This is a genomic window from Pseudaestuariivita atlantica (assembly GCF_001205715.1).
Taxonomy (GTDB): domain Bacteria; phylum Pseudomonadota; class Alphaproteobacteria; order Rhodobacterales; family Rhodobacteraceae; genus Pseudaestuariivita; species Pseudaestuariivita atlantica.
The window spans coordinates 20,373-32,746 of sequence record NZ_AQQZ01000009.1; the positions used below are offsets into that span (position 1 = coordinate 20,373).

At 68.6% G+C, this 12,374-nt stretch carries 12 protein-coding genes; 5 read left to right on the forward strand and 7 right to left on the reverse strand.

Features of this window, described 5'->3' with window-relative positions:
• Window positions 1-8 precede the first annotated feature (8 nt).
• From hmgA to fahA, 4 genes are read left to right on the forward strand one after another with little or no spacing between them, the layout of a single operon-like run.
• Window positions 9-1,361: a homogentisate 1,2-dioxygenase gene (gene hmgA, locus ATO11_RS17080; protein WP_050532135.1), complete on the forward strand. Its 1,353-nt coding sequence runs from the start codon at window positions 9-11 to the stop codon at window positions 1,359-1,361.
• Window positions 1,362-1,556, forward strand: coding sequence for a hypothetical protein (locus tag ATO11_RS17085; RefSeq protein WP_050532136.1), 195 nt, complete (start codon window positions 1,362-1,364; stop codon window positions 1,554-1,556).
• Entirely contained in the window at window positions 1,553-2,188 is a 636-nt protein-coding gene (gene maiA, locus ATO11_RS17090) for a maleylacetoacetate isomerase (RefSeq protein WP_050532137.1), read from the forward strand. The genes ATO11_RS17085 and maiA overlap by 4 nt, the downstream gene beginning before the upstream one ends.
• Window positions 2,185-3,417 carry a fumarylacetoacetase gene (gene fahA, locus ATO11_RS17095; RefSeq protein ID WP_050532138.1) on the forward strand — a complete coding sequence of 411 codons (1,233 nt, stop codon included), beginning with the start codon at window positions 2,185-2,187 and terminating at the stop codon, window positions 3,415-3,417. The genes maiA and fahA overlap by 4 nt, the downstream gene beginning before the upstream one ends.
• A gap of 128 nt (window positions 3,418-3,545) precedes the next feature.
• On the opposite strand, the gene ATO11_RS17100 is transcribed toward fahA, so the two are convergent.
• The 7 genes from ATO11_RS17100 to ATO11_RS17130 form a co-directional block, all read right to left on the reverse strand.
• Entirely contained in the window at window positions 3,546-4,886 is a 1,341-nt protein-coding gene (locus ATO11_RS17100; protein WP_242601451.1) for a sigma-54-dependent transcriptional regulator, read from the reverse strand.
• Entirely contained in the window at window positions 4,883-6,451 is a 1,569-nt protein-coding gene (locus ATO11_RS17105) for a sensor histidine kinase (protein ID WP_050532139.1), read from the reverse strand. Before ATO11_RS17105 ends, ATO11_RS17100 begins: the two co-directional genes overlap by 4 nt.
• 170 nt (window positions 6,452-6,621) lie before the next feature.
• Window positions 6,622-7,278 (reverse strand): phosphoglycolate phosphatase, encoded by a 657-nt coding sequence (gph, locus tag ATO11_RS17110; RefSeq protein WP_050532140.1) that lies wholly within the window; start codon window positions 7,276-7,278, stop codon window positions 6,622-6,624.
• Window positions 7,278-7,979: a ribulose-phosphate 3-epimerase gene (rpe, locus tag ATO11_RS17115; protein ID WP_050532141.1), complete on the reverse strand. Its 702-nt coding sequence runs from the start codon at window positions 7,977-7,979 to the stop codon at window positions 7,278-7,280. The genes gph and rpe overlap by 1 nt, the downstream gene beginning before the upstream one ends.
• 75 nt (window positions 7,980-8,054) lie before the next feature.
• Window positions 8,055-8,747 (reverse strand): alpha/beta fold hydrolase, encoded by a 693-nt coding sequence (locus tag ATO11_RS17120; RefSeq protein WP_242601452.1) that lies wholly within the window; start codon window positions 8,745-8,747, stop codon window positions 8,055-8,057.
• Complete coding sequence (locus tag ATO11_RS17125; protein ID WP_050532142.1) at window positions 8,740-9,702, reverse strand: cupin domain-containing protein; 963 nt, start codon at window positions 9,700-9,702, stop codon at window positions 8,740-8,742. The genes ATO11_RS17120 and ATO11_RS17125 overlap by 8 nt, the downstream gene beginning before the upstream one ends.
• A gap of 236 nt (window positions 9,703-9,938) precedes the next feature.
• Entirely contained in the window at window positions 9,939-10,538 is a 600-nt protein-coding gene (locus tag ATO11_RS17130; protein WP_050532143.1) for a class I SAM-dependent methyltransferase, read from the reverse strand.
• A gap of 154 nt (window positions 10,539-10,692) precedes the next feature.
• On the opposite strand from ATO11_RS17130, the gene ATO11_RS17135 reads away from it, so the two are divergent.
• Window positions 10,693-12,273: an ABC transporter substrate-binding protein gene (locus ATO11_RS17135; protein ID WP_110553749.1), complete on the forward strand. Its 1,581-nt coding sequence runs from the start codon at window positions 10,693-10,695 to the stop codon at window positions 12,271-12,273.
• Window positions 12,274-12,374 lie beyond the last annotated feature (101 nt).

A 12,374-nucleotide genomic window follows, 5' to 3' on the forward strand; every position in this document is an offset into this window, starting at 1 on the left:
AGACGGAAATGAACGTGCAAGATGCCCGCCGGATGACCCAGGCGCCCGACACGCATGCGACCTCTCCGGGATACATGCCCGGCTGGGGCAACGATTTCGAGACAGAGGCGCTGCCGGGTGCCCTGCCTCAAGGCATGAACTCACCGCAGAAATGCGCCTACGGGCTTTATGCCGAGCAGTTGTCCGGCACCGCCTTCACCGCCGACCGGCCCGAGCGCACGTGGTGCTACCGCATTCGCCCGTCGGTCAAGCACTCCGCCCGCTATCGCCGGATCGAGGTGCCGTACTGGAAAAGCGCGCCGCACGCGCCGGCGGACGTCACCTCGCTGGGTCAGTACCGCTGGAACCCGGTGCCGCATACCGACGAACCGCTGACATGGATCACCGGCATGCGCACGATGACGACCGCCGGTGACGTCAACACGCAGGTCGGCATGGCGGCGCATGTCTACCTTGTGACCGAGTCGATGGTGGATAGCTATTTCTACAGCGCCGACAGCGAGTTGCTGGTCGTTCCTCAGGCTGGGCGACTGCGGTTCTTCACCGAGCTCGGCATCATCGACCTTGCCCCGAAAGAGATCGCGATCCTGCCGCGCGGTCTGGTCTACCGTGTCGAGGTTCTGGACGGTCCCGCGCGCGGCTTCGTCTGCGAGAATTACGGCCAGAAATTCGACCTGCCCGGCCGCGGACCCATCGGTGCCAACTGCCTCGCCAACCCGCGCGATTTCAAGGCCCCGGTCGCAGCGTTTGAGGACCGCGAGGTGCCCTCGACCCTCACCATCAAGTGGTGCGGCGAGTTCCACGAGACCGAGATCGCGCAATCCCCGCTCGACATCGTGGCGTGGCATGGCAATTACGCTCCCGTGAAATACGACCTCGACGCCTATTGCCCGGTCGGCGCGATCCTGTTCGACCACCCCGATCCGTCGATCTTCACCGTGCTGACCGCGCCGTCCGGCGTGCCGGGCGTGGCGAACATCGATTTCGTCCTCTTCCGCGAACGCTGGCTGGTGGCCGAAAACACCTTCCGCCCGCCGTGGTACCACAAGAACGTCATGTCGGAACTCATGGGAAACATTTACGGAATCTACGATGCCAAGCCCGAAGGCTTCGTCCCCGGCGGCATGTCGCTCCACAACATGATGCTCCCCCATGGCCCCGACCGCGACGCCTTCGAGAAGGCCAGCAATTCCAACCTCGGCCCCGACAAGCTCGACAACACGATGTCGTTCATGTTCGAGACGAGGTTCCCCCAGCACCTCACTGAATTTGCAGGAAAAGAGGCGCCCCTGCAGGACAATTACATCGACTGCTGGGCGGACCTTGAAAAGCATTTCGACGGCACGCGCGGCGGTGTGTAGGTGATCGACTTCCTGTCCTCCCTGTCGATCCTCGGCTGGCTTCTGATTGGTCTCGCCGGATTTACGCTGTGGCAGATGCCGACGATCCTGCGCATGATGTGGCGCATCCTGTCGACGGGCGCGGGATCCGCCGTCAGGCGCGAACGGATGCCCGGCGATCACACCTCGCTCCCCGACCGGAAGGACCGGCGATGAAACTCTACTCCTACTGGCGGTCGACCACGTCCTACCGGGTGCGCATCGCGCTCCATCTCAAGGGCCTGGCGTTCGAGACCGTTCCGGTCGACCTCGTCGCCGGGGACCAGCGCGACCCCGCCTATGCCGATCTCAACCCGATCAAGGGCGTGCCGACGCTGGTGACCGACGACGGCACCGCCCTCACCCAGTCGCTCGCGATCCTCGACTACCTCGACGCCATCGCACCGGACCCGCCGCTCCTGCCCGGTGACGCCATCCTGCGCGCCCGCATCCTTGGCGCGGCGCTGGTCATGGCGACCGACGTGCACCCGGTGAACAACCTCAAGGTCGTGCAGAAACTGCAAGCGATGGGCCACGACCAGGACGCCTGCATCGCGTGGATGCACCACTGGATGACAGAGGGGCTGACCGCCTATCAATCGCTCATCGACCCCGGCACGCCTTACGCCTTCACCGACGCGCCGGGCTTTGCCGACATCTGCCTTGTCGCGCAGCTCTACAACGCGCATCGCTGGGGCCTCGACCTCGCCCCCTTCCCCCGCCTCACCGACATTGAAACCCGTTGCCTCGCGCTCGACGCCTTCCAACAGGCCCGGCCCGAGGCGCAACCGGATGCACCTGCCCCATGACCCGACGCCTTACCTCGTGGATCGACAGCGCCAACACCGCCGACACCGACTTCCCGCTCAACAACCTGCCCTGCGGCGCGTTTTCGACCGATGACGGCCCGGCGCGATGCGGCGTCGCCATCGGCGACAGGATCCTCGACGTCGCCACGCTGGAAGAGACCGGCGCCCTTGCCTTCGGCGGCGCCCTGCAGACGGGGAACTGGACGCGGTTCATGGGGCTTGGCCCGGCGGCATGGGACGCACTGCGCAGCACGCTCACGACCGCGCTCGGGGAGGGCGGCGACACCGCGCTCGCCGCCCACCTCGTCCCGCAGGCAGCCGCGCGAATGCACCTGCCCTTCCGGGTTAGCGAATTCACCGATTTCTACGCTTCGCGCCACCACGCCACCAATGTCGGCACCATGTTCCGCGGCGCGGAAAACGCGCTCCCCCCCAACTGGCTGCACATCCCCATCGGCTATAACGGCCGCGCCTCTTCGGTCGTCGTCTCCGGCACCGACATCATCCGCCCGCACGGGCAACTCAAGGGCCCGAACGACGACGCCCCCCGCTTCGGCCCCTCGCAACGCTTCGACATCGAACTGGAACTGGGCGCCATCGTCGGCCAACCCTCCAACCGCCCCATCTCGGTCGCCGAGGCCGACGCCAACATCTTCGGCTACGTCCTGCTGAACGACTGGTCCGCCCGCGATATCCAGGCGTGGGAATACCAGCCCCTCGGCCCCTTCCAGGCGAAGGCCACCGCCACCTCCATCAGCCCATGGATCGTGACCGCCGCCGCCCTGCAACCCTTCCGCACCTCCACCCCCGAACGTGCCGTGCCGCTCCTCGACTACCTGGCAGAGCCCGGCCCCATGCTCTACGACATCCACCTCGCGGTCGGCCTCACGCCACAAAACGGCACCGAGACGATCATCGCCCGCACCAACTATTCGGAAATGTATTACTCCTCGGCCCAGCAACTCGCGCATCACACCACGTCCGGCTGCCCCATGCGGGTGGGCGACCTGCTCGGCTCCGGCACCATCTCCGGCCCCGACCGCGACAACCGCGGCTCGCTTCTCGAACTCAGCTGGGGCGGGAAAGAGCCGCTCACCCTGCCCGACGGTACCACCCGCAGCTTCATCGAGGACGGCGACACCCTCACCCTCTACGGCCACGCGCAGGCCCCCGACCACCGCATCGGCTTTGGCTCCTGCACGGGACGTATCCTTCCCGCACGCAGCTGACCGTTTCTTCTCTTTGCAAAATATGTCCCCCGGAGGGTCGGCCCGCCCCAAGCGCCTCGCCCGGTCAAAAAGGCCGCCGATCCGCCACCCCGCGCCACGATAAAGCGCGGCGCAGCCGCTCCTTCAGGTCACAGCACGCTGTCCTTGTCGAGGTTCAGCTTGACGATCTTGTCGTTGAGCGTGCGGCGGCCGATCCCCAGCCGGTCGGCGGCCTCGTCCATGCGTCCGCCGGCTTCCCGCAAGGCACGGGCGACCATGTCGCGTTCCAGCGCCGCGACCGCCTCGCGCAGGGTTTCGGGATGCCCGGCCTCGTCCGCGCCCGCGATCGCGGCCCGCGCGCCCATGGACCGCCCGCGCCGCAGCGCCAGCACCTGCCGTTCGGCCACATGCGCCAGTTCGCGCAGGTTGCCCGGCCAGTCATGCGCGATCAGCGCGGCGACGTCGTCGGCAAGGGGCTCCGGCGCCACCACGCCATGCACCCGCGCCGCGCGGTCGAGGAAATGCCGGTGCAGCAGCGCCACGTCCCCGGCCCGCGCTGCAAGTGGCGGCAGAAACAGGCTGACCGCGTTCAGCCGGTACATCAGGTCCGCCCGGAACCGGCCCTCGCGCACGTCCTCTTCGAGGTCGGCATGGGTGGCGCTGACGATGCGCGCCTCCAGCGGGCGCGTGTCGGTGGCCCCGACCGGTCGGTAGAGCCCCGTCTCCAGCACCCGCAAAAGCCCCGCCTGCACCTGCCCCGGCATGGCCGCGACCTCGTCGAGGAACAGCGTGCCACCCCCCGCCGCCGCCAGAAGGCCCTCGCCCGCGCCCGCCTTGCCGAACAGGTCCGCGGCGAACCCCGCCTCGGTCAGCGCCGCGCAATTGACGGCGAGGAACGGCGCGTCGGCCCGCGGCCCCAGATCGTGCAGCGCCCGCGCCACCACGTCCTTGCCGGTGCCCGTCGCCCCGCGCACCAGCACCGGGACATCCACCTGCGCGAGGTCCAGCACGTCGTCGCGCAGCGCGCGCATCGCCGGGACCTCGCCGATCAGCACCCGGTCGAGCCCCGCCATGTCCACCAGCCGCGCCTTCAGGCGCCGGGTCGCCTCGCGCAGCCTGTGCTGTTCGGACGCATTCTTGAGGACGTTCAGCAACCGCTTGGGATCGAACGGCTTTTCAAGGAAGGAATAGGCCCCGTCCTGCATCATGCCGACCGCCGTGGGCACATCGCCATGCGCGGTGATCACCACCAGCGGCGGTGCGTCCTCCGGCAAAGCGCGCAGCAGGGCGTCGCCCGTCATCGCGGGCATCTGCAGGTCGCTCAGGATGACATCGGGCTTCATCCGGTCCAGCCGGTCAAGCGCCCGGCGGGCATCGGCCATCGCCTCCGCCTCCCATCCCGCCTGCGCGCAGAGCGCCACCAGCGCCGCCCGCATCTCGCGGTCGTCGTCGAGGATCAGCACCCGGCGCGGCATGGCGGAAGAGGTCATTCCGCCGCCTCCCGCGCCGCCACGTCAAGCGGCAGCGCAATCGTGAACACCGCCCCGCCCTCGGGCCCGTCCCGCGCGTCGAGCCGCCCGCCATGGTCGGCAAGGATCCCGGCAGAGATCGCAAGGCCCAGCCCCATCCCCTCGCCCGAGGCGCGGGTGGTGTGGAAGGGCTCCACCAGCGTCTCGACCGACTGGCCGCCAAGCCCCGGCCCGTTATCGGCCACCCGGATCGTCCCGCCGGGATCGAGCGTGACCGAGATCGCGGGCGCGTACTGCCCCGCCACCGCGTCGGCGGCGTTGCGGATCACGTTGACCAGCACCTGTTCCAGCCGCATCGCGTTGCCGCGCACGGGCACCGCACCTTCGGGCATCGACACCTCCGGCAAGATCCGCGCCTCGGCCAGTGTCGGTGCCAGCAGGTCGAGCGCGCCGCGCACCGCGTCCCGCAGGTCGACCCGCGCCATCCCGTCCGGCACCGGGCGCGAGAAGAATTTCAGCTGGTCGGTGATCGACTGCATCCGTTCAAGGATGCCGCCGATCCGCGGCAGCGCCGCGCGCGCATCGCCCATCTCGGCCACGGTGAGGTAGGTGCGCATCGCGGTGATCGGCTGGCCCAGTTCATGCGTGACCGACGCCGCCAGCTTGCCCAGCGCCGCAAGGCGCGAGGTGCGCGCCAGTTCGTCCTGCGCGCGCGCCAGCCGGGTTTCCGCCGCGCGGCGCTCCTCGATCTCGGTCTCGAGCCGCCGGTTCGCGGCGCGCAGGGCGGTGCGGTCGGCCTGCGCCACCGCCAGCGCCGCGCCGATCCGCCGTGACCGCCGCGCCAGTGCCAGCACGCCCAGCGCCAGCGCCAGCGCCGCCGCGATCACCACCGCACCCCATGCCTGCCCGCGCAAGGGCGCCTCGCGGGCGAGGTAGATGAGCCGCCAGCCCGCATCCCCCACCGGCGCCTCGACGCTCAGGTACCGCGCCTCATCCAGCATCACCTGGTCCTCGGCCACCGCCGATATCGGCAGGGGATCGAGCGGCAGGCCCGCGAACTGGCGGGCGGCGTCGATCTCGGCCCGACGCGCGGCCGGGATCGGGTCCAGCGTCGCATAGCGCCAGTCGGGATCCGAGGCGAGGATCACCACCCCGTCGGCATTGACCAGCAGCACCGTCTCCCCGCTGCGGCTCCATTCGCCTTCGAGCCGGCCCAGCCCCACCTTCACCGCGATCACCCCCGCGATGCCGTCGCCGCCCGCATCCGTGACCGGCCCGGCGAGGAAATAGCCCGGTATGCGCGTGGTTGCCCCGATGCCGTAGAACCGCCCCTCCTGCCCGCGCAGCGCGTCGATGAAATAGGGGCGGAAGGCGTATGAATTGCCCTCGAAGGTCGCGGCGCTGGCATGGTTCGACGCGGCGATGGTCAGGCCGGTCCGGTCCATGAGGAAGATCGCGTCGACACCGGCCTGCGCCGCCGCGCCTTCCAGCCGCGCCCGCACCTCGTCCAGACGCGTCCCGCCCAGCGCGGCGGCCAGCGCGCCGTCCTGCGCCAGCACGAAAGGCAGGTGGGCAAAGCGGCGCACCTCGTTCTCGATGGTCGACCCGAAGAGCGCCGCGCGCGCCTCCGCCGCCGCGCGGCCCGTCGCCTCGGCACGGGCATAGGTGACGGCGTAGACGAGGTAGCCGACCGCGCAGGCGGCAAGGATGGCCGCGGCCCAGCGCGCGCCCCGGCGCAGCGAAGGACCCCGCGCGGTCAGAGATACACCCGGCGCAGCGTGTCCGGGAAATCGGCCCAGCGGGCAAAGACCGCATCATGCGGGATCTCGGCCGCGGGGCGTTTGCGGTAGCCTTCGGTGAACAGGATGAAGGGCACGTTCGCGGCCAGCGCCGTGGCCGCGTCCACCTCGCTGTCCCCCACGAGGAGCGCGGTTTTCGATCCCAGCCGGTCGGCCACTTCGATCATCATGCGGCGGTCGGGCTTTTGCACGTCAAGCGAGTCGCCGCCCACCACCGCGCCGAAATATTTCGCCAGGCCCAGCGCGTCGAGGATCGCGCGGGTCGGGCCTGCCGGCTTGTTGGTGCAGATGCCCATGCGGTGCCCCTGCCCTGCCAGCCGCGCCAGTTCCTGCGGGACGCCCGGATAGGTCACCGTGTCGCCGGGCGGCAAGGCGGCGTAGATTTCCACGAACCGCTTGGCCTGCGCGTCCAGCGCCGCGCCTTCGGCTGGCTGGCCCGCCGCCGCCAGCAGGCGTTCGGTCAGCTTCACCGCGCCGTTGCCGACGAAGCTCTTGACCGCGTCAAGCGTCTGCACCGGAAGGCCCTTCTCGGCCAGGAAGGCATTGGCCGCCTTGTGCAGTTCCGGCGCGCTGTCGACCAGCGTCCCGTCGAGGTCGAAGACCAGAGCCGCCATCAGGCGACCTGCCCTGTCGCCTGTTCCGCCGCGGCGCGGATCGCCGCGATGTTGGTGCCGTAGGGCGCGGGATTCTCGACCGAACCGCCCCGGAACGCCGCCGACCCGGCGACGAGCACGTCCGCGCCTGCGGCCGCGACCAGCGGCGCGGTGGAGGGATCGACGCCGCCGTCGATCTCGATATGCACGGGGCGGTCCCCGATCATGGCGCGCAGGTCGCGCAACTTCTCCACCTGCGAATGGATGAAGCTCTGGCCGCCGAAACCGGGGTTCACCGTCATCACGCAGACGAGGTCCACGAGGTCCATGACGTGGGCGATGGCCGACAGCGGGGTGCCGGGGTTCAGCGCGACGCCGGCCTTGGCGCCCAGCGCGCGGATCGTCTGCAGCGTGCGGTGCAGGTGCGGTCCGGCCTCGGCATGGGCGGTGAGGACGTCGGCGCCCGCCTTGGCGAAGGCTTCGAGCGAGGCATCGACCGGCGAGATCATCAGGTGCACGTCCATCACCGTCTTGATATGCGGCCGGATCGCGGCGCACATGGCCGGGCCGAAGGTCAGGTTCGGCACGAAATGGTTGTCCATCACGTCCACGTGGACCCAGTCGGCACCCTGCGCCTCGATGGCGCGGATCTCGGCCCCGAAATTGGCGAAGTCGGCGGCGAGGATCGACGGGGCGATCTTGATCTGGCGGGTGAAGGTCATCGGGGGCGCTCCTGCATCTTTGCCCGCCGTTTTGCGCCGGGACGGGGGATTTTGCAATCCGCACGGGGGGACGTGTCAGTCGAGCCAGTCGGCAAGGTGCGCCGTGGTCGCCTCGGGCTGTTCCAGCGTCGGCAGGTGGCCCGCGCCGTCGATCACCGCAAGCCGCGCCTTCGGGACAAGGTCGCGCATCAGGGTGTGGCGGTGGAGCGGGCAAAGGCTGTCCTCCGCCCCGCACAGGATCAGCGTCGGCACGTTCACGCCGCGCAGCGTGTCCTGCCGGTCGGGCCGCGTCTGCAACGCGCGGGACTGGCGGATGAACACGTCCGGTCCCATGGCTTCGGCCATCGCCATGCAGGTGTCGAGGATCGCGCCCTGTCGCGGCCCGTCGGCGAGATAGTTGGGCTTCATCTCGTCCCGCATCACGGCGCGCAGTTCGCCGTTCCGGACCTTGGCGATCTGCGGCTCGCGGGCGGCGGCGATGGCGGGCGCCTCGGCCTTGGGGTTGGTGTCCATCAGGCACAGGCGGGTGACGCGGTCGGGCGCGCGCGCGATCACCGCCATCGCCACGATGCCGCCCATCGACAGGCCCGCCAGCGCGAAGCGTGGCGGGGCGTCAGCCAGCACCGCATCGGCGAGCGCGTCGATCGTGTCATGCGCGTGGATCGGGGCCACCATGAGGGCGCGGTCGGCCGACAGGGCGGCGATCTGCGGAGCGTAAAGCCGGGCATCGCACATCATGCCCGGCAACAGGACAAGCGGATCAGCCAACCCAGGTCGGTCCGGCGGGATCGTCGTTCGAGCGGACGCGGAACATCGACGCCTCACCGGACATCGACGGCGTCACCGAATGGCGAAGGCCCGGTGGAACGGCGCAGGTGTCGCCGGGGTTCAGCACGACCGACCCGCCATCATAATCCAGCCGCCAGTGCCCGCGCATGGGCATCAGGACGTGGTGGCTGTCCATGGCCTGTTCCTCCACCGGGGTGGTGTGGGAGATGAAATCGACATCGAAACCGGGCTTGTCGACCAGCATCGCGTCGGGCCCGATCACCGGCGCGGGCGCGCGGTCTGACAGGGCCATCATGTCCCAATACCGCGCCACGTAGCGCGGTACGACCTCTCCGGTCGTGGGTTCGGGCATCCGCGCCAGCACGTCATCGGCCAGAAGCGGCATCGGGCCGACACCGTCGGGCAGCTTTTGCCCCTTCTTGCTGTCGTAGAGCTTGCCGTTCTCGCCCAGCACCAGCCCGTGATCCTTTGCATCCTCGATCACCTGCGGCGCCCAGAGGACCCCGCCCCCGGCATCGTCGCCGCCGAGGATCGCCATGATCATCCCGTAATCGGTGCCGATGTTTTCGAACCCGCGGAAGATGCCCGTGGGGATGTTGAAGATGTCGCCTTCTTCCAGCGTCACCTCCCCCGCCTTGCCCCAGCGGCCCCAGAAGAACCGCCAGCGGCCCTTGAGGACGAAGAACACCTCGGCCGTGCGGTGCGAGTGCAGCGAGTTGCGGCATTTCGGCGGCTGGCCTGCCGCGCCGATGTTGAAACCGGGCGTGTCCTTGATGTGGACGTGCTGGTCGGGGCTTTCGCTGACGCCGCCGCCGATGATCGTGAAGTTCTCCTTCTGGTCCGATCCGGGCGTGTGCGCGTCGATGAAGGCGGTCTTGCAGGGCACCAGATCGCCGTAGCGGACGATGCGGGCTTCCATTTCGGCGGGGGTCATGGGCGGGCTCCTTGGTGGTCCGGGGATGACCATGCGGCGCTTTGCATACGAATGCAAGCCATGAATGCCGCGCATCGACGGGCCGCGGTGCGTCGATCCACAAGTGGTGCGGCGCGCTTTATAGTCGCCAAATCCGTGCACCGCTCCAGCGACGTGCCCAGCCCCACCAAATCGACGTGCCGGGGGGCGGCCCGTCGATGCGCGGCGGCCTGCGGCCTTGATTCCGCGCCGGGGTGCTACCGTCGCCGCGCCAGCCACACCGTGTGCTGGCCGCATTCCGGGTCCTCGGCCACGTGGTGCAGCACGTCGAACCCCGCCGCGTCCAGACAGGCGCGGTACTCCTCGGGGTCGAGGCTGGCATGGTAAAGCGGCTCACCGAACATCTCCCCCATCGCGACCCCGTTCGAGGTGCCGGAGGTAAAAAGCAGCACCGCACCCGGCGCGGCATGGGCGCGGAAGGTGGCGAACATCGCGCGCTGGTCCGGCGGGGACAGGTGGAAGAAACTGTTCCACGCCAGCACCCCGTCGAACGCGGTGCCCAGATCAAGCCCCCGCATATCGCCCACGATCCAGTCCTCGTCGGGAAAATCCGCGCGCGCCCGCGCGATTAGGGGCGCGGACGTGTCCACCCCGGTCACCGCGCATCCCCGCGCGACGAGGTAGGCCCCGAGCGGCGTGCCGAACCCGCACCCAAGGTCAAGCACCCGCCGACCGGCGGGCATCGCGGCCACGAAACGGTCCAGCCAGACATGCCGGTCGATGCGCCCGCGCCGCCGCGCAACGAACGCCTCGGCATGGCGCTGGTAGAACCCGATGATGTCGTCTTCCGCCCCCATCCGCCCACGCTACCAGCGCGCGCCACGCGGGCAAGGCCGCGCGGATGGTCCGCCAAAAATTTGAACATTTGGTCAATATTTTGCCACCCGACCCTTGCAATCCGCCCCCAATCCTCAAGGATGGTGCCATCAACAAGAACGGGGAGACATCAAGATGACGATCCACAAAACGGTTCTGGCCTGCGCGCTGATGGCATCGGTGGCGATGCCCGCCACGGCCGAAACGATCCGCTGGGCCCGCGCGGGTGACGCGCTGACGCTCGATCCGCACGCCCAGAACGAAGGCCCGACCTCGGCACTGGCGCACCAGATCATGGAGCCGCTGGTGATGCGCGACATGACCGGCGCGATGGTGCCGGCGCTCGCGACCGAATGGGGCCCCTCGCCCGACAACCCGAATGTCTGGGTGTTCAAGCTGCGCGAAGGCGTGTCCTTCCATGACGGGGCCGAGTTCGACTCGGGCGACGTGGTGTTCAGCCTGAAACGCGCGATGACGCCCGACAGCGACTACAAGGAGCTGCTGGCCTCGGTCGTCGATGTCCGCGCCACGGGTCCCGCCACGGTCGAGATCGAAACCAACGGTCCGAACCCGATCATGCCCAACAACCTCACCAACCTCTTCATCATGGATGAAGGCTGGGCCAACGCGAACAACGCGGTGAAGGTGCAGGATTACGAAGGCGGCGAAGACACGTTCGCGGCCAAGAACGCCAACGGCACCGGCCCCTACAAGCTGGTCAGCCGCGAACCCGACGTGAAGACGGTGCTGACGATCAACGACCAGTACTGGGGCACCGGGCAGTTCCCGATGGAGGTGACGGAAATCGTCTATACCCCCATCCAGAACGCCGCGACCCGCGTGGCGGCGCTTCTGTCGGGCGAGGTCGACTTCATCCAGGACGTGCCGGTGCAGGACCTTGCCCGCGTGGCCAGTGCCGACGGGCTCGACGTGCGCACCGCGCCGCAGAACCGCGTCATCTTCTTCGGGATGAACATGGGCGACGCGGATCTGGCCAACGACAATGTCGAGGGCAAGAACCCGCTGGCCGACGTGCGCGTGCGCCGCGCGATGTCGATGGCGATCAACCGCGATGCGATCAAGCAGGTCGTGATGCGCGGGCAATCGCAGCCCGCGGGCATGATCTCACCCCCGTTCGTGAACGGCTGGGATGCCGAGATGGACGCCTCGTCGAGGACCGACATCGCAGGTGCCAAGGCGCTGATGGAAGAGGCGGGATACGGTGACGGCTTCTCGATCCAGCTGGATTGCCCGAACGACCGCTACATCAACGATGAAGCGATCTGTCAGGCCGCCGTGGGGATGCTGGCGCAGATTGGGGTCACCGTGAACCTCGACGCCAAGCCCAAGGCGCAGCACTTCCCGCTGATCAACACGCTGGCGACGGATTTCTACATGCTGGGCTGGGGCGTTCCGACCTACGATTCCGAATACATCTTCAACTTCCTCGTCCACACCAAGGGCGAGAAGTACGGGTCGTGGAACGGCACGCGGTATTCCAACCCCGAACTGGATGCCAAGATCGAGGCGCTGGCATCGCAGACCGATCTGGAGGCGCGCAACGCGTCGATCGCCGAGATTTGGGCCGTGGTTCAGGAAGAACAGCTGTATATCCCGATCCACCACCAGGTTCTGAACTGGGGCATGAAATCGAACATCGGCACCGTCGTCGCCCCCGATGACGCCGCCAAGTTCAAGTATTTCACGATCAACTGACCCCATGGGTGCGGGCCCTACCCTTTCGGGGCCCGCACCACTCGATCATTGCCCGATCGATACATCCGCCGCTAGGGTCCGGGGCGGCATCACGAAAGGAC

Bases quoted from the DNA above. Each gene is read 5' to 3' on its own strand.
- ATO11_RS17100 (WP_242601451.1), bottom strand. From the start codon at position 4,886: ATGACCTCTTCCGCCATGCCGCGCCGGGTGCTGATCCTCGACGACGAC.
- gph (WP_050532140.1), bottom strand. From the start codon at position 7,278: ATGGCGGCTCTGGTCTTCGACCTCGACGGGACGCTGGTCGACAGCGCG.
- ATO11_RS17135 (WP_110553749.1), top strand. From the start codon at position 10,693: ATGACGATCCACAAAACGGTTCTGGCCTGCGCGCTGATGGCATCGGTG.
- maiA (WP_050532137.1), top strand. From the start codon at position 1,553: ATGAAACTCTACTCCTACTGGCGGTCGACCACGTCCTACCGGGTGCGC.
- hmgA (WP_050532135.1), top strand. From the start codon at position 9: ATGAACGTGCAAGATGCCCGCCGGATGACCCAGGCGCCCGACACGCAT.
- ATO11_RS17125 (WP_050532142.1), bottom strand. From the start codon at position 9,702: ATGACCCCCGCCGAAATGGAAGCCCGCATCGTCCGCTACGGCGATCTG.
- rpe (WP_050532141.1), bottom strand. From the start codon at position 7,979: ATGACCTTCACCCGCCAGATCAAGATCGCCCCGTCGATCCTCGCCGCC.
- ATO11_RS17130 (WP_050532143.1), bottom strand. From the start codon at position 10,538: ATGGGGGCGGAAGACGACATCATCGGGTTCTACCAGCGCCATGCCGAG.
- fahA (WP_050532138.1), top strand. From the start codon at position 2,185: ATGACCCGACGCCTTACCTCGTGGATCGACAGCGCCAACACCGCCGAC.